The following is a 17,365-nucleotide window of genomic DNA, read 5'->3' as shown; positions in this document are numbered from 1 at the left end:
TGGATACCGTGGTCAAATCACGGCATGACATCGCAGTCTTTTTCAAGAGCCATGCAACAAAACCGGTTCAGTATGACAATCATTAAACCTCATCCACCCTATCAAATTTTGCTTCGGAATAGAAGTTTCCTTGTAGCCCACCGACTTTTAGATCAATTAAAAATTTAGCTATTTCTCCGTTTTCTACGAATTCAGCTACCGTTTCAATACCTAAATCTTCTGAAATTTTAATTAATCTTTCTACGAAATACCTACTTTGTACATCACTTGTAATACTACGCACATATTTACCATCAATTTTGATAATATCAATTGGTAAACTTTGAAGTTGTTTAAAAGAAGTAAAACCCGCACCAAAATCGTCTAATGCAAATTTACATCCGTACTTATGTAGTTTATTAATAAATAAAGTTATTTTATCGTAATGCTGATTGAAAGAAGTTTCCGTAATTTCAATAATTAAACGATCCCGAACATTATGAGCTTTTAATAAGTTTTCTGCTATTTCCCATAAAGCTTCATCGCCTGTTCCTATATTTGAAATATTAACGGCTAACATTAAGTTAGGGTTGCGGGCAAGTTCATTAACAGTCATTTCTAAAACAATTTGATCAATTATAAAAATTAATCCTTTATTTTCAGCAATAGGGATTATAGGACCTACGGAAATATAAACACCGTTCTCGTCAGGTATACGAAGCAGACATTCATAATAATGAATCTTCATAGTATTACGATCTATTATAGGCTGATAAGCAAATCGCATAATCTTTTTTGCTAAGGCTTGTCGTAGTAAGTTAAGCTGAAGATTAGATTTTCTTATATTTTCCAAATCATGTTCTGTACTGCTATATTCACGGTAATAATAATTATTATTTTGTGAAAGTAACATATTTAATGTTTTTTCAATTTCTTTAGCATTATTACTTACTTTTTTTGGAAATTTAATACTAGCAATATAACAATTCATATAAATTGCCGGCTTCTGTTCATTAATATAAAGCTGCAAAAATAAATATAATTTTCTAGCAAAATTTTTAATTAAGTCAGAATTAGTAGTATTTAGGATAAATAATATTCTATCTTGCTTTATTTTCTTAAACTTTGAAAAAATATTAAGTTCTTTGCTTACATCTTCAATGATTTGATCTAAATCTTCAATTATAAAATGCTTACCCTGCTCTATAAATTCTATTTCATCATAATTAACTAATCTACAAGCAAAACATACGCCTTTTTCCAATTTATCTATCGCATCTTGTAAATCTTTATAATTCGTTCTTAATTCCGACATTGCCATGTGTATCATAAAATTATATACTTAAGAATATTAGGACATTTTTACTGTAAATGAAATAAAAATATGAACCGCATAGAAAGGATACAAGAAAAATTAAGTGTGTTAAAACCACATTTTCAAGAAATAATAGATGAAAGCTATAAACATGCTAGTCATTATAACGGAATTCACAGCCATATAAAAATAAGAATTGCTGCAGAAACATTACAGGGGAAAAGCCTAATTGCCAATCATCGCACGATTAATAACTTACTTGCCGATGAATTTAATAGCGGCTTGCATGCTTTATCGATAGAGGTACTATGAAAACAAATAATATTTTAAAAGTAGCCGTTGGAGCTAGCAGCGTAGCACAAAAAGCCTTAAATAGTATAACGGATAAAAGCTGTGGCATAATTGAGGATAAAATACTTAAAGGTAATTACGTCACTCGCGAAGAATTTGAAAAATTACAAACTTTAGTAATAAAACTCAAGAAAGAATTAGCAGAGTTAAAGAGCAAATAATTAATCAACTAGTTTCAGAATTTTCTATTTTTGCTTTTAGCTCTTCTATTTCTTCTATAGTTAGCCCTGTTGAATCTGCTATTATATTGACATCTATATCTTTAAGTCACAAGTTCTTTGCTATTTCTATGCTTCTTTCTTTCCCTTTTTCACACTGTTCTTCCTAAAGCTATTTCCTCGGCATCTTCCATTAATTTCGCTCTTATATAGGCATCATATTCTTCGGCGGTGAGGTTATGCATTTCTATTATTTGTATGCATCTAATACCTTCTCGCTCTTTATATTTGCAGGTGGGCTGTTTTCTGTGTCTGCACACTATAAATAAATGTAGCCACTCATCTATAGTAGTTTCAAGCTTATCTTTATCAAAATTTTAAGCTCTATAAATACATAGGAAAAATCAAATAAATATTTGTTTTAGTTTCAAGCATTTTAGTCTTAATAAGTGAAATAACTATTACCGGTAATAAATCTTTATGCTTTATTCCTTGTGTAAGTTGCTGTACATAAGAATGAGCAGAATAATATTGCACTCTTTTTAAGTAATCGCTTTCATTTCTTTTTTGCATCTCGATTATATATCAGCTACCGGCTTCATCTTTAACCTTTAAATCAAATATGCTTCTTGTTCCCTGTATCGAGCATAGGTACTTGCTCTACAGGTATAAATTCTATTGCTTTAATTCTAAGCCCCTCAGGTAGTACAAGAACTGCATTGATAAATTCCTTGAACCTCTCTAAATCACGAAAGATTTTTTTAAATACACTATCAATTAGTGGGATCTAAATATCTTTGCATATTAATTATTACTTTTGGTATTACTCATATTATATAGCTTTTTAAGTAATCAGTAAATAAATACTAGAATATGTACTTTTAATAGAATAATTATTGCTATTTTTTAACAAAAATTATGTACTTTGATCCGTTCTAATGGATACGATTGCTGACATGCCGGGAACTAGATTTGCATTTGGGGATTCAAAATCTATTAAAACAGGTACACGTTGTACGCTTTTAGTAAAATTACCGGTAGCATGATCTGGTGGGATTAAGCTAAATTTAGAGCCAGTCGCAGGAGCAATATTACGAATCTTCCCGTAAATTACCTTTTTAGGCAAAGCATCAAATTCAATTTTGACTTTCATGCCGGACTTAAATTTCTGAATTTGTGTTTCTTTAAAATTAGCCTGAATATACATAGTATTATCTTGAACTATAGAAAACAACACCCTACCCGGTACTATGTAATTTCCAACTGCTAAACTACTATTACTGAATATACCGGGTACCATAGCAATAAGTTTAGTATTGTGTAAGCTCCTTAAGGTTACTTTTTTATTTTCTGTTAGCTCTTTAAGTTTTTCCTGTTCTGCTGCTTTTTCAAGCTCAAGAAGCTGTAAACGTTGCTTAGATATATCTAAATCTAACTGTGCTTGTTTATAATCCGTTTTGGCTTTTTGATATGCGTTTTTAGAATCATCTAACGTTTTAGAGCTAGCAAATTTTGCCTTATTTAACTCCTGCACTCTCATAAAATCTGTTGCAACAATATCAAAGCTTATTTTATTAAGTTTTAATTTTTCAGCTGCTTGCTCTAGGCTACTCTGCCCTATTGAGATTTTTTGCTCTATAATTTCTATATTTTTTATGCAAGCTTCAATAGATGCTTCAAGTGCTGCAAGCTTTGCCTTATAATCTCTATCGTCAATTTCACCTATCAGATCGCCTTTATTAACTTTAGTATTATCGGTAACAAATAACTTTGTTAAAACACCGCTAACTTCAGCACTAACATTTGAAATATCTGCATCTATGTAAGCATTATCCGTAGATTGTGTATTGGCCCAAACATAAATTCTATATCCCAAATAAATTAAATATGACTAAGGCTATAATAATTACATATTTAGTAAATGGATGATGTTTATATTTGTCAATAGCTTGTTGTAATACACTCGGCATCATTAACTTTACCAATACCCTCTATGTTTAAAAAAATAACAAATTGGTATAGAAAGAATATATATAACTGCAATTAACGGCAGTGAATACCATGGATATATGATAAGATTTATAATAACAATAGCCACTAAAATCATTGCAAGCGATAAATATTCAGGTTTAATACTCAAATTTTTTGTTGAAATTGTAGGAAGCCTACTAGCAAGTAGAAAAGCTATAATAGCCAAATATATATTAATTGTTATAGTATGAGTACGGGTATTGATATTTAATAACGTACCGATTTCAAAATCTATCATTACAGGCATTAAAGCAAGTAAAGCACCGCATGGAGCAGGTACACCGGTAAAAAAATAGTCAGTTTTATCTTGTTTCGGTTGATAAATACCAACGTTAAAGCGAGCTAAACGTAGTGCCATACACACTATAAATAATAACATTACCGCTGATGAAAATACCTTATACTCATATTGTTGAAAAGACCATAAATATATCAGATAGGCAGGAGCTATACCGAAATTAGCAAAATCGCATAATGAATCAAGCTCTGCACCAAATGGACTAACTGCATTTAGCATCCTTGCTATTCTACCGTCGATACCGTCAATAATTGCCGCTACTATAATACAATATACCGCAAGTTCCCATCTGCTATCCAAAGCAAATTTTATAGAACTCATACCGGTTACTAAACCAAGCAACGTAATAAAGTTGGGAATTAATTTTATTAGAGGTACAGGCTTAGTTATTATAGACTTACGAATTTTTAACAATTTTTATACTCAAAATGTATTTATCACGTCATTGCAAGGGAAAAACAGTATGGTTGCATGGCTGTCAATGTCTCATTCCTGCGAAAGCAGGAATCCAGAAAAAATAACCTTAATTGGTACAAAATTATATATTTGATAAAATAAACAGATAAAAAACTTGTTTTTTATACGTTTCACTGGATTCCCTCCCGCCTACACGGGAATGACATAAATAAACCATGCCTACAGCTGCTCGCAATGACGGTTTTAAAGTTATGAGGCTACTTCCTCTCAAACTTAAATTCTGTTGTCTTTTTACGTCCAAAATCAGCAATGATAGTTTCACCGCCTATAGCAGTCTGCCCTTTACTCACTAATAAAGCTGTTTTCAACGGTAGATAAACATCTACTCTGCTACCGAAACGAATTATACCGTATCGCTCACCCGTTTTAACTTCATTACCCTCTTCTAAATCACAAACTATACGCCTTGCTATAAGTCCGGCTATTTGAACAAAAACAATTTTCTGACCTTGAGCCATTTCCATTAATACTGATTGACGCTCATTATAAATACTAGCTTTATCGAGTGAAGCATTAAAAAATTTTCCTGGATTATAATGAAGTGCTAAAATTTTTCCGTTTGCCGGGATTCTATTAACATGGACATTAAAAATATTGAGAAAAATACTCACTCTAATCATTTCCACATCACCAAGTCCTAATTCCGGAGGCGGCAATGCTTCCTTAATTTCTTGAATTATTCCATCTGCAGGACTTATTACCAGATCATCACTTATAGGCACAAAGCGATCAGGATTACGGAAAAAATAAATACACCAAGCAGTAGCAATACATCCAATACAGCCAAGCTTTTCATTAAATGATGCTAATAAAAAACTTACTAATGCAAAGCTAGCAATAAATATATATCCTTCGCGATGAATAATTTTAAATAAATCATTATATTGTTTCATTTTAATCTCTATGAATCTCCTTATTATTTTTAACTATGCCTGCTCTGCTTTATCCTCTTGGTTCTCACTCTCGTTTTCATCTTCGTCTTGAGGGGTAGCTTGGACTTCTTGCGCAGAACCAAGAGCATATACGCATAAATCCGGGAGTGAAACACTGTTTTTTTTGGCAAGATCATTTAGCTGTGATATTGCTTTCATAACATCATCAGGAATAGTACCACCTCTTTCGTCAGATAACCATTTTGCTTGAAATTGTAGCGGATGATGCCCTTCTTGAGGCGTACCTATATAAAACTTAAACTTGGCTCTTTGTCCACTAAAATCGCAATCAAATTCAAACTCTTTATAATGTGCCATAACTTTATGAATTAATAATTATATTAATATTATTATAACAATAAAAATGCAAATCTAAAATAATTTCTTGTCTAATATTTTTTAAGTTTTTTAGCAATATAACGATTTGAATATAGAAATTTATCGCTAGAATCCATAATTATCCCGCCTGCTTCCTTAATAAAAAGCTCAAATGCATAATATAATGTAAAATTTAATAATGATAAACATATTAAATCAGCTTTACCTGACGCTACAAGCGTAGCCCCATAGCAAAGAGAACCAAAAGATCTAATATTATCTACCTCTATCTCCTCCAAATCATTATGATTTACACCTTCAATAATTGCTAAACAGTTTTTTAAATCGGCATTATCGGAAACTCTAAGTCTTAATCCTTGATAATTAGAGTTTAAATTATTTTTTTCTATCCAAGCTCCCTTACCTTTTTCAGCATAATAAATTTCATTAAGAGCAGGAAAATATATTACTGTAGAAGTAGGAATGAAAACTTCTTGATTCCTTTTTAAATAAGTTATGGATATCGCAAAAAAAGGTATGCTTCTGGCGAAATTATTTGGGCTATCTATAGGATGAATTAAAAAAACACTCTCATAATTATTATTTAAATCGAATTTATCCTCCGGAAAAAATAAATATTGTGTATATTTTTGTAATTCTTCACATAATAAAGTTTTTAATTTTAAATAAGATCGCTTACAAAATTCTTCATTTCTTACAGAGTTTTTTTGTAGCATTTCGAGTTCTAAAAAATCTCTATGCAAAAACTTAACAGCTTTACGCAGGGCATTAATTAATAAATTAGTTATAGGTTGCATTTGATATTTTTAATTTAAGATATTAGTTTTAGAAATTATGTCGTATGGCTTTAAAAAATTGATACCATTCCTAGCTAAAAGCATTGCCTGAGTGGATGCTGAAAGTCATCATTGCGAGAAAAAACTGTAAGTTTTGACTAAGCAATCTCAGGATATTTAACGAGATTACCACGCAGCCTACGGCTTGCAATGACAGGGTGGTATCCATAGTTCAATAAAACAGCTTACTTCGCTCGCTCGACATATGTCATATCATCAGTTTTAACAACAATTTTTTCTCCTATTTCTAAATATTGCGGGACCTTAACTTTAATACCGTTTTCTAAAATTGCTGGTTTATAAGAAGCGGTAGCGGTTGCTCCTTTTATTACCGGATCAGTTTCACTAATTTCAAGTATAACAGTTGGAGGAAGCTCAATATTTAAAGGCTTGCCATTATAAAATTCGACTTTAACAATCATATTTTCAGTTAAGAAAGATAATTTTTCTTCTAACATTTCCTTAGAAATATTTATTTGATCAAAATGTTTAGTATCCATTAATACCAAACCATCACCTTCAAAATATAAAAATTGATAATCTTTTTGTTCAAGTTCAGCTTTGTCTAAATAATCGGCAGAACTGAATCTTTCGTTACGCTTTGTCCCTGTTTTTAAATTTTTCATCTCAACTTGTACATAAGCTCCACCTTTCCCGGGTTGAGTATGTTCCGGTGTTTTGCTGACAACCCATAAATCATTATTATACACTAATATGTTACCTGTTCTAATTGAATTTGCTGAAATTTTCATATATCATACATTTAAGACTTAAAATTAAAATATAAATATACAAATTATTTCCTTTAAAAACAAGAATTTAATCTTATGACCACAATATTAGTAGTAGATGATATAGAACCCAATATTAAGTTACTAGCAGCCAAACTTTTAAAAGAGTATTATACAGTTCTTACTGCAAATAGCGGTAAAGAAGCACTAGCAATTCTTAAAAAAGAAAAAATTGATATTATACTACTTGATGTTATGATGCCGGGAATGGATGGATGTGAGGTATGTAAAACGATAAAAACCGATCCGGAAACTACTCATATACCGGTTGTAATGGTAACTGCACTTTCCGATATTGATGATCGAGTTAAAGGTCTTGAGGCAGGAGCTGATGAGTTTTTAACAAAGCCGATTAACGATACTGCTCTATTTGCAAGACTTAAATCGCTATCTAGAATGAAAAGCTTAATTGATGAGTTAAAGCTTCGTAATAGCACTAATGCATTATTAGGCGTAACAAATATCGAAATGCATGACACTTTTGCAGATAAAAAAATATTACTAATTAATGATGATGTGGTACAAGCTAAAAATATAAAACAAATGTTACTTAAGCTTACCCAAAACGTAAAGGTAATAAGTAATTCCGATGAATTAGATATTATAAATGAATATACCCCCGATTTAGTAATTATCAGTAGTACGCTCGAAAATGACGATCCTTTGAGGATCAGTGTTATTTTAAGAGGTAAAGCAGAAATAAGCGGCGTAGTAATAATTTTACAAATTGATGAAGACGGTATGCCTTTGGTTGTGAAAGGTATTGAACTCGGTATTAATGATTATTTCGTTTATCCTATAGAGGAAAGCGAATTGCTTGCTAGAATTAGAACACAATTAAGACGTAAGCAATATCAAGATAATTTACGTAATGATCTTGAACAAAGTGTCAATTTAGCAGTTAAAGACGGTCTAACCGGCTTATTTAATCGTCGCTATTTCGATATACATCTCAAACAAATTATTGAGAAAACTAATAAAGACAGTATTAAATTATGTTTACTTATGTGCGATATCGACAATTTTAAACATGTAAATGATACTTACGGTCATCAAGCAGGCGATAAGGTTTTAACAATTGTATCCCGTATTTTGAAGAATACTCTCAGAGTAACAGACTTAATAGCAAGATTCGGCGGTGAAGAATTTACTATACTCTTAACGGATATAGATATTTCTAAAGCAATTGAAACTGCGGAGAGAGTTAGAGTTAAAATAGAATATATGAATTTTCACATTGAAGATCAAATTGAACATTTAAAAACAACTATTTCAATCGGAGTTACGCAATATAAAAAAGAAGAATCAATAGAATCTTTCATTGAACGTGCTGACAAAGCTATGTATGAAGCTAAAACAACGGGTAAAAATAAAGTAGTAAAATTATAATTGATTTTTTAAAGTAAAAAAATAATGAGCAATTCTTCCAAAAAACATCTTGATTTACCATATAGACCAGGGGTCGGCATGATGATATTAAATGCCGATAACCATATATTCGTCGGTAAAAGAATAGATACAAAAATATCTGCATGGCAAATGCCGCAAGGTGGGATAGTTCCCGGCGAAACACCAAGTATTGCAGCAATGCGTGAGATGTTAGAAGAAATAGGCAGCGATAAAGGATATATTATTGCCGAAAGCAAATTCTGGTATAGTTATGATGTACCAAGCTTTTTAATACCTAAACTGTGGAACGGTAATTTTCGTGGACAAAAACAACGCTGGTTTTTAATTAGGTTTACCGGAAATAATGAAGATATTAATATAAATACCTCTAATCCGGAATTTGACCAATGGCGTTGGGCATCACTTGATGAACTCTTATCTATTATAATACCGTTTAAACGTAAACTTTACCAAGCCGTCGTAAAAGAATTTGAATCATTAATTCAGTAAAAATTTTATATATATAGTACTTGTAGAACAGCACTATTTACCTCTTTATCACCTTCAATTCATTCATTTATAGCACTAAATAATGAAATATCCGTATTATTGCCTAAAGTAAATACAACACACTCATTTGTTCCTCTAGACAATAAACTAAGCTTTATCACAACTAGATGCAATCATATAATATGTACGTACTATCATTCTTTATTAGGTTATAATTATTATCACCGATTATATGTGCAGTAAATGCATTTGCTAGATTAGATATAGTTATATTAGCAATAAAATCTTTTACTTCTCTTATATAAAATAAGTTTATAATGAAATTACTTAGACAGTAATTTGTTGTTGTTTCAGTTTCCCAATTAACCGTATCAATTTGAGTTTCCGGCATTAAAAATCATGAATTTATATCTTCAAACGCAAATTTTAGCTCTCTAACCAATCCATATAAAATATATTTTTTATCAGCAATATGTACAAAGGTATGATCAGGATGCTCATCTAAAAAATATGTAGAGGTATTAGAAAAAGGTTTTAAATGTACAAAATATACCTTATTTCTATCAAGGCTTTGGTCATAACTATTTTCACTAGAATCAGCTGGTATTAAATTTGGTAATAAAATAAGTCTACAAAAATAACCGATTAACTTAACTATATTTGGTAAAAATTTAATATGATAATTTGGCATAACGTTACTTTATGTTTATAATTAAGATTATTGTTATAATTCAATTAATTTAATAAGAAACCATCGTTTAGCTGTTGATACTTGTGTGATTTTTGCTATTATTCTTTTCACTTAAGTAATTCAACCTGAAAATAATTAGATTTTACTTTCTATCTTTGCAGCCAATATAAAGTCGTTTTCCATCAGACCGTCGATTTTATGAGTCCATATTTTCACACTACATGCTCCCCAAGATATAGTGAAATCGGGATGATGTGCTTCCTGCTCTGCAATTTCAGTTATCTTATTTGCAAATTCCATAGCTTTTATAAAATTAGAAAATTTATATTTTTTATAAAGAGGCCCTAATGCATTCACTTGCCACTCACTTTGTAATTGAACTAATAACTTATCAATTTCTTTTTTCTCAAGTGGCGGGACTCCACCCTCACATGGTATGCATCTTTTCTCACTGAATACTGTCATAGTGTTTTTTTCTATATCAAAGTTAAAATATTGATCTTTATAAGGCTCATCTACAAGTTGTATAATGCCACCACTCAATTTTACATGCTTTAAAATTATGTTTTTGCACCTTAGAACATAAATAATTACGTTTTGCTAAATATTACTTATCAATTAATTTACTATAATGAGGTAAAGCTTCATCAAATAAGTCAAAAGAAGTATACATGTCTACCATATTGTCATCTAAAAGAGGATTATAACACGCGCGTCTTTCAGCTTTCTCTTAATAATGACTTCAGAATTATTATTAACTTCCTTCTGAAGCTTTATTATTGATCAATCTACAGTACTTACTATGACTAGATCTTTCAGCTATATAACTTAATATAAAACATTTAGACTTAATCTATATATGGGTAAAAGCTTTCCTTATTTTTTGATCAATATTATCTTTGCTCCATCTTAAAAATGTTGTACAGCTTTTTGTGGCCTATATACATATAATCAGTGAATAACCATCTTTTTGTATCTCAGCTTGTTACTGCTTTAAGAGCCTTAACAGCTTATATGGTTAAAATTGCTTCCGGTGCTTTATAACCATCTACCTTTTTACCAACAAAATTTTCATCTGAATAATAATGCATATTTTGAATAATTGTAGGATCAATATCTTTCAGATACATGAACCCTTTAAGTAAGGATTTAGCATATATTGGAAGAAAGCTCATAAATATAAAAATTAAACTTGTTAAAAGCAATTTCATAAAATGCTAGGCTTTGTAAAGATTTCTAATTGATTTTATTTTGAGATATTTTTTAGTGCAAGTCAAATCGTTTTAGAGATCTTCACAGAACCTAATATAAATATAGACTCCTTGGCATAATCTCTTTCTAAAGGTAATTTGGATCTAGTACTCGCATCCTTACATAGATTTGGCTACGCTCCGGTTCTATGTTCTGTGCCTCCTTCAAATTCCTCTTTATAAAATAGGTTATGCAAGAAGCCTAATATTTATCTAATTTTATTAAAAACTATGGAACTGTTAACAGTACTATAGTAAACTCACCCCCATTTTGTGCCAGGCACGAAGGTAGAGCCTATATATATAATAGACGAGAGGATGAACAACGAAGCACAAAGTTCAAATCAGTTTACTATAGAACTGTCAAAAAGACGGATGAATGGTAGCGAGGGAGGGATTTGAACCCCCGACACACGGATTATGATTCCGTCGCTCTAACCAGCTGAGCTACCCCGCCAGGGGAAAAGTGTTTATATAATTTGTTAAGAAGTGTCATTCTAGATAAAAGCAGTTGCATGGCTTAAAATGTACTTAGTGTCATACCGTGGCTTGACCACGGTATCCCAAAAAAATAACTTAAAATACTAATTAATTTAAATATTTTAAGCTGAACCCCACGATCAAGTCGCGGGATGACAATAAAAAATTGATCCACGCAACAATTGACTAGCAACTTCTCAAATTGTATCTTAACGTTTAGAGAATTGTGTTTTCTTACGTGCTTTACGTTGTCCGTATTTCTTACGCTCTACTACCCTGGAATCACGTGTTAAAAGACCACCTTTACGCAAAATAGCATGAAAATCTGGAGCAGATTTATCTAAAGCTTTAGAAATTCCATGTAAAATAGCACCTTTCTGTCCTGAAATTCCTCCACCTCTAACAGTACAAATTATATCATACTGATCAATAGTTTTTGTTAAGATAAACGGCTGTAAGATAGTTTTCACATAAGTTTCAGAAGGAAAATACTGGGCTATTGTTTTTTTATTAACAACTATTTTTCCTTTTCCTACTTTAAGCCATACTCGTGCTATAGCATTTTTTCTTTTACCTGTAGCATAAAACTTGCCTAAATTATCTATTTTTTCTTTAGGAGTTTTTAATACTAAAGGTTCTTTAGTTAACTGCTTTTCTACTTTTTCTGTTTTAATTTTTAACTCGGGCATATTCTATTACTTTTTATTTTTTGGATTTTGGCTTGCAAAATCATAAACAGTAGGTTGCTGTGCCATGTGAGGATGATCACCATTTGCATAAACATACAAATTACTCATTTGCTTAGCACCTAAAGCATTTCTTGTAATCATTCTTTTTACGGCCATTTTAATAACTCTCTCAGGGTGTTTACCACTTAAGATTTTACCTGCCGTAGTATCTTTTATCCCACCTGGAAATCCTGTATATCTGTAATATATTTTTCCGTCTTTGGGATTTGCTTTTTTACCTGTTAATTTTACATGCTCCGCATTTATTATGATTATATTATCACCACAATCTAAATGAGGTGTAAAGCTAGGCTTATGCTTACCGCGTAGCATATTAGCAACTCTGCTAGCGAGTCGTCCTAGTACAATATTTTTTGCGTCTATAACCCACCATTTCTTTTCAATTTCCGATGGCTTTGCCGAGTAAGTTTTCACAATAGTATCTTTTTAATTAGAATTTAAAATTAAAGAATCAAGCAACATACTTAATAGCATTAATACCCACTATCTGTCAAGCTAAATATAATTTATTTACTTCCAAATATTATTTTTCTATCGGTAGAAAAATATAAATTATTATTTGCTCTTAGCCCATAATAACGAATATTTTTTATAATTTTGACAACATGAGGTATCATGTTTAATCCATTATTATCAACATCAAAACTATATAAAACACCGTTAATGGAAATAACATTTAAACTTCGCTTATTGTTATTATTAACTCCAACAAAAGGTACTAAAAAAGCAGCAGATTTTAGTTTCTTAGGATCTTGTCCATCATTTAAATCAGCTACAAACTTTACTTTCCCTGTTTCAGGATTAAATGCTGCTATTTGTCTAGCATTATTTGTTACAAATAGACTATTACCGATTAAAGACATTGATTGAATATCCTCGGCATTTACCTGCCAAATTACACTGCCGGTTGCTACATTAAGCTTAATAAGCTTACCAAGACCGGTTGCTATATACAGATTCATATTATCATGAACGGGAGTACATAAAATACTTGATTCGTCAAAATTCGGTATAGCTGTACGATCATTAAGATTTGTAAACTCAAAATTCCATTTTACTTCACCGTTTGTTATATTTAAGGCAAGTATTTGCCCGGAATTATAAGTTACTATTACATTATCATGCTGTACTATCGGCGTCATAAAATAACTAGCCGATAAAACTTCCGCTAGGCTTTCATGTTCCCATACGGTTTTTAAAGTTTCTGCATTTAAAGCAATAGTTTGATTACTGATAGTTTGCACTAAGACAGTATTATCATTGAGCACAATAGGCTTAATTCTAATAATATCTGGAAGTTCTTTTCTAATTATTTCATAACCTAATTTTGCATCTAGCACTACTAACAACCTTGAACCGTATGTTACGTATAATTTTCCGTTATGGTGTAAAATTCCACCGCCTATATAATTATCTTTTTTATGTCTACTTAAATTATAAGACCAAATAATCTTATTTTTCTCTATAGAAAATGCAGAAATATTCGATCTAATATCCAATGCATAAATCATATCGCCTATAAAAACCGGCTCGGTAATCGTTTTACTTCTAGTGAAACTATACTGTTTATTCTTAAGCATATTTGCATTAAATGCATATATATTTGCATTAGAATCTAAATATATAGGCTCACGAGTCTGAATTGCTAATTTAGGAGTCAACTCAACAATATTTTTTACCCTTGTTGGGCCAAGCCCGTTACATGAAATTAAAATAAACGGTAATAACAGAAGTGCTATTTTTTTTGTCATATTTTTCCTTAAGTACGAATTATTATTTATTTAAATTTACAAGCAATGCTTTAGCCTGATCTTTTATTAGATCAGATACATTATTTGAAATTAATAAATTTTTTAGATTTTTTTCTGCTTGCGGTTTCATATTATTCTTAATATCCCACATAGCTTTTATAATAGTTGCTGTAGCCCAAAAAGGTTTTTTCTCGTCATCAAAATAGTTTAAATATTTGGTCAATTTCTCTTTATCTTGAATATCTAGATTGTGATCATCAATAACAAGACTACACCATGAAATACGTGCATAAGAAGTAGAAATTTCGGAATATTCTTTATTTTCAATAATTTTATTAAGCAGGTCTTTCGCTTCTGAATATTTTTTTTTTGAAATCTTTATGGCTACTTGTGCTAATGCAGCTATTTCTTTGATTTTAGTATTACTAGTAGTAACTAAATTCTCTAAAGTATTCAAAGCTAATTCTTCATTATCTTTTGTTGTTTCCAAACCAACAGTCTTAATAAGAATATCTCCGTTTTTTTGGTTATTTTTAATTCTTTTATCTTTATTATTATTAATAACAACCATTATAGTAATAACTATTATAGAAATGATTATTATTATAGGTAAAAGCTTTTTGAAAAAAATTAACCTTTTTTCTTCATTTTGATCACTCAGTACTTCATCCAAAATATCAGTCATATTTTATTATTTTTATTTATTTTTACAGCCAAATTTAATCTTAGCATCTTCTGCCATTTTCTTGGATGCGGCAGTTCTATTAGTTGGAAATTCCTTATCAAACTTAGCAAGCATATTACATGCTTCCTGAGTTTTTTTTAGTTCGCCTAAGGAAAGTGCTAACTTCAATAACCCATCGGAAGATTTTGCTCCTTTCGGTAACTCTTTATAGCCTTTTAAATAGTTAACCGCTGCCCCGTTATAGTCTTTTTGTTTAAAAAAGCATTCCCCATACCAGAAATAAGCATTACTAATTAGCAAACTGTTAGGATATTTTTGGATAAAATTTTTAAACTTATCTTTTGCTTCAGTAAGTTTATTATCTTTATAAGCAGCAAGAGCCAAATCATAGGCTTGCTTATCAGGAGCTATATCCTTATTAACCGCAATAGGTTTTTTAGGCGCATTATCCGTCATATCTTTAAGCAAAGCTATATCAAAAACATCTTGTTTTTTTGAATCACCGGCTTCTAAAATTTCAGTATTTTCTTCTTGATTTGAAATATTTGAGTTCTGAGTTAGCATATCAATTTTATGCTGTAAAACCTCAACTTTACTGATTAGCCTTCTGATTTCTTGTTCCTGTTCATCTAGTCTATTTTCAAAATCATTATTTGCTGCATATTTTAAAGGCTTTCCTTTAATAGTTTCGCTTTCTCCGAAAGAAAACATAGAAAATAAAAAAGTAAATAATAAGACAATCAGTTTCATATATTTTTTAAAAATTTATAATTTTTTTATAATACCGAAATTTTTTTAATATTCCACACAATTTTTTATATTTCAATACTACCGTCATATGTAAACGTTATTGTTATGGTGGTACCTTCATTTATCTTACTTTGCAAATCAAATTTACCGTTCATAAGTTCAACCAGCTTTTTAGTAAGCGGCAACCCAAGACCGGTACCTTCATATTTTCTACTAAGCTCACTATCAATTTGACCGAACGCCGATAAAGTTTTTGGGATATCTTTTTCCTCAATACCGATACCGGTATCTATAACTTTTATATATACTAATTTTGCTAACTCATCTTTTTCAAGTGCAATAGTAACACTGCCTCCGGAATTTGTAAATTTCACGGCATTTGATAAAAGATTTAAGAATACTTGTTTTAGCCTTTTTGGATCAGCCTTTATAACCACATGCTCTTTCGGTAATCTACTAATTAAAGCCACTTCGGCTTGATCGGCACGAGGCTTAACAAGTATCAGCGAAGAACGAATTAATTTATTTAAATCAAGATCTATACTATCTACTTTTAATTTATCGGCAGAAGCTTTAGAAAGATCTAAAATATCATTAATCATACTAAGCAAATGCTTACCGGCATCATTTATATCTTTAATATAATTTTTACTTTTTTCTGCATCTCTTTCGGACATAAGAATTTCCGAAAAGCCTATTATAGCATTAAGCGGTGTACGCAATTCATGACTAATATTAGCAAAAAACTTTGTATTTGAAGAGCTGGTTTTTTCTACTTTTACTATTTGAGCTTTTAAATTTCTATTTATTTCAAGCTGCTCCTCAATGATTTGTCTAGCATAGTTAGTATTACTAATAATTATAGTGCAGAATATTATAAAAATAATGATAAAAGTTATAAAAACCTTTTGCTCAAGAGAGGTTATATTTTGCCACTGGCTGGTAATATTAGTGTTAATCTCAAATACTGCATCTACGGGAAAATCTAAATTATTATTTATAACAGGGATATAGCTAGTAATAAAAGAAGCCTCTTCCACTGTTAAATCACTTTCATTTTCTACTACTACCTTTGGTAATAATATATGACTTGTAATACCTTCAAAAGCATCTCGAAGCGGAGCCTTTGAAGTAAAGGATTTTAAAAAAAATTTATCGATTTTTGTGGTAACTATCTCAACCAAACTATCATCTTTATAATTGTCTACACTATACATATGTAACATATTACTAGTGATGAATTTATTACCTTTGAGATCGTAGAGAGAAATATTAATATTAAGATTGGTGAACCATTGAGCGGTAATCTTTGCAAAATTAATAAAATCTTGATCTTGTAATAGTTTTAAATAATCGAATTTGTGTAATTTACTGATTACGTTCTGATGAGTATTCCAAATATTATCAGTGTAAAGTTCTACAATTTTAGTATGTTCCAAAGCCACTTGTTTTACTATCATTTCTTTTATCATAAAATAACGATAAAACATCATATTTATGACAATATTAAGAAACAATATAATGAATGACAATCTTACTATATACTTATTATGGTTCATTATAAGACCTAGTAGTTATTTTTAACTCAACTGATGTCATCCCT

General features: G+C 30.6%; 22 protein-coding genes, 1 tRNA gene and 2 pseudogenes. 4 read left to right on the top strand and 21 right to left on the bottom strand.

Annotated elements, in window-relative coordinates; all coding sequences use genetic code 11:
• Positions 1-82: 82 nt before the first annotated feature.
• A complete protein-coding gene (locus BG75_RS02230) occupies positions 83-1,309 on the bottom strand; it encodes an EAL domain-containing protein (RefSeq protein WP_062811291.1) in 1,227 nt (408 codons plus the stop codon).
• A gap of 54 nt (positions 1,310-1,363) precedes the next feature.
• Here BG75_RS02230 and BG75_RS02225 point away from each other — a divergent pair, with 54 nt between their 5' ends.
• Together BG75_RS02225 and BG75_RS02220 are read left to right on the top strand one after the other, a co-directional pair.
• Positions 1,364-1,606 (top strand): BolA family protein, encoded by a 243-nt coding sequence (locus tag BG75_RS02225; RefSeq protein WP_062811290.1) that lies wholly within the window; start codon positions 1,364-1,366, stop codon positions 1,604-1,606.
• The gene (locus tag BG75_RS02220) at positions 1,603-1,806 is read left to right on the top strand and encodes a hypothetical protein (protein WP_004996338.1); all 204 of its coding nucleotides are present in this window, start codon (positions 1,603-1,605) and stop codon (positions 1,804-1,806) included. Before BG75_RS02225 ends, BG75_RS02220 begins: the two co-directional genes overlap by 4 nt.
• Positions 1,807-2,187: 381 nt before the next feature.
• Here BG75_RS02220 and BG75_RS09510 read toward each other — a convergent pair whose 3' ends face one another.
• The 7 genes and pseudogenes from BG75_RS09510 to efp form a co-directional block, all read right to left on the bottom strand.
• Complete coding sequence (locus tag BG75_RS09510; protein ID WP_062811289.1) at positions 2,188-2,376, bottom strand: PD-(D/E)XK nuclease family transposase; 189 nt, start codon at positions 2,374-2,376, stop codon at positions 2,188-2,190.
• A gap of 343 nt (positions 2,377-2,719) precedes the next feature.
• A pseudogene (locus tag BG75_RS02210) lies at positions 2,720-3,773 on the bottom strand (HlyD family secretion protein).
• 8 nt (positions 3,774-3,781) lie between these two features.
• A complete protein-coding gene (gene pssA / locus BG75_RS02205) occupies positions 3,782-4,546 on the bottom strand; it encodes a CDP-diacylglycerol--serine O-phosphatidyltransferase (protein WP_010976983.1) in 765 nt (254 codons plus the stop codon).
• Positions 4,547-4,806: 260 nt separating this feature from the next.
• Complete coding sequence (locus tag BG75_RS02200) at positions 4,807-5,502, bottom strand: phosphatidylserine decarboxylase (protein WP_062811288.1); 696 nt, start codon at positions 5,500-5,502, stop codon at positions 4,807-4,809.
• A gap of 33 nt (positions 5,503-5,535) precedes the next feature.
• Entirely contained in the window at positions 5,536-5,859 is a 324-nt protein-coding gene (locus BG75_RS02195; protein WP_062811287.1) for a DUF2610 domain-containing protein, read from the bottom strand.
• A gap of 71 nt (positions 5,860-5,930) precedes the next feature.
• Entirely contained in the window at positions 5,931-6,677 is a 747-nt protein-coding gene (locus tag BG75_RS02190) for an inositol monophosphatase family protein (RefSeq protein ID WP_062811286.1), read from the bottom strand.
• 224 nt (positions 6,678-6,901) lie between these two features.
• On the bottom strand, positions 6,902-7,468 hold the full coding sequence (efp, locus tag BG75_RS02185) for an elongation factor P (protein WP_062811285.1): 567 nt from the start codon (positions 7,466-7,468) through the stop codon (positions 6,902-6,904).
• A gap of 75 nt (positions 7,469-7,543) precedes the next feature.
• Here efp and BG75_RS02180 point away from each other — a divergent pair, with 75 nt between their 5' ends.
• Positions 7,544-8,896 (top strand): PleD family two-component system response regulator, encoded by a 1,353-nt coding sequence (locus tag BG75_RS02180; RefSeq protein ID WP_062811284.1) that lies wholly within the window; start codon positions 7,544-7,546, stop codon positions 8,894-8,896.
• 24 nt (positions 8,897-8,920) lie between these two features.
• On the top strand, positions 8,921-9,406 hold the full coding sequence (locus BG75_RS02175; RefSeq protein ID WP_004996360.1) for an RNA pyrophosphohydrolase: 486 nt from the start codon (positions 8,921-8,923) through the stop codon (positions 9,404-9,406).
• Positions 9,407-9,569: 163 nt separating this feature from the next.
• Here the strand turns inward: BG75_RS02175 and BG75_RS02170 are convergent, their stop codons facing one another.
• The 13 genes and pseudogenes from BG75_RS02170 to BG75_RS02120 form a co-directional block, all read right to left on the bottom strand.
• Complete coding sequence (locus BG75_RS02170; protein WP_062811283.1) at positions 9,570-9,797, bottom strand: hypothetical protein; 228 nt, start codon at positions 9,795-9,797, stop codon at positions 9,570-9,572.
• Positions 9,798-9,803: 6 nt separating this feature from the next.
• Complete coding sequence (locus tag BG75_RS02165) at positions 9,804-10,097, bottom strand: hypothetical protein (RefSeq protein ID WP_062811282.1); 294 nt, start codon at positions 10,095-10,097, stop codon at positions 9,804-9,806.
• Between the two features lie 135 nt (positions 10,098-10,232).
• A complete protein-coding gene (locus BG75_RS02160; protein ID WP_062811858.1) occupies positions 10,233-10,562 on the bottom strand; it encodes a 4a-hydroxytetrahydrobiopterin dehydratase in 330 nt (109 codons plus the stop codon).
• 46 nt (positions 10,563-10,608) lie between these two features.
• A pseudogene (locus BG75_RS09505) lies at positions 10,609-10,770 on the bottom strand (peptidase M15).
• A 337-nt stretch (positions 10,771-11,107) separates the two neighbouring features.
• Complete coding sequence (locus BG75_RS02155; RefSeq protein WP_062811281.1) at positions 11,108-11,308, bottom strand: hypothetical protein; 201 nt, start codon at positions 11,306-11,308, stop codon at positions 11,108-11,110.
• 419 nt (positions 11,309-11,727) lie between these two features.
• Positions 11,728-11,804: transfer RNA gene (locus tag BG75_RS02150), tRNA-Met, on the bottom strand.
• A gap of 63 nt (positions 11,805-11,867) precedes the next feature.
• Positions 11,868-12,002, bottom strand: coding sequence for a hypothetical protein (locus BG75_RS10325; protein WP_305140759.1), 135 nt, complete (start codon positions 12,000-12,002; stop codon positions 11,868-11,870).
• Positions 12,003-12,036: 34 nt separating this feature from the next.
• Positions 12,037-12,516 carry a 30S ribosomal protein S9 gene (gene rpsI / locus BG75_RS02145; RefSeq protein WP_062811280.1) on the bottom strand — a complete coding sequence of 160 codons (480 nt, stop codon included), beginning with the start codon at positions 12,514-12,516 and terminating at the stop codon, positions 12,037-12,039.
• Positions 12,517-12,522: 6 nt separating this feature from the next.
• On the bottom strand, positions 12,523-12,990 hold the full coding sequence (rplM, locus tag BG75_RS02140; protein ID WP_004996373.1) for a 50S ribosomal protein L13: 468 nt from the start codon (positions 12,988-12,990) through the stop codon (positions 12,523-12,525).
• A gap of 92 nt (positions 12,991-13,082) precedes the next feature.
• Entirely contained in the window at positions 13,083-14,327 is a 1,245-nt protein-coding gene (locus tag BG75_RS02135) for an outer membrane protein assembly factor BamB (RefSeq protein ID WP_062811279.1), read from the bottom strand.
• A 22-nt stretch (positions 14,328-14,349) separates the two neighbouring features.
• Positions 14,350-15,012, bottom strand: coding sequence for a DUF2659 family protein (locus tag BG75_RS02130; RefSeq protein ID WP_062811278.1), 663 nt, complete (start codon positions 15,010-15,012; stop codon positions 14,350-14,352).
• Between the two features lie 12 nt (positions 15,013-15,024).
• On the bottom strand, positions 15,025-15,762 hold the full coding sequence (gene ybgF / locus BG75_RS02125; RefSeq protein WP_062811277.1) for a tol-pal system protein YbgF: 738 nt from the start codon (positions 15,760-15,762) through the stop codon (positions 15,025-15,027).
• A gap of 65 nt (positions 15,763-15,827) precedes the next feature.
• Positions 15,828-17,321, bottom strand: coding sequence for a sensor histidine kinase (locus tag BG75_RS02120; RefSeq protein ID WP_062811276.1), 1,494 nt, complete (start codon positions 17,319-17,321; stop codon positions 15,828-15,830).
• Positions 17,322-17,365 lie beyond the last annotated feature (44 nt).

The organism is Rickettsia endosymbiont of Proechinophthirus fluctus, assembly GCF_001602635.1.
GTDB classification, from domain to species: domain Bacteria; phylum Pseudomonadota; class Alphaproteobacteria; order Rickettsiales; family Rickettsiaceae; genus Rickettsia; species Rickettsia rickettsii.
This window is presented reverse-complemented; position numbering and strand designations above follow the sequence as displayed.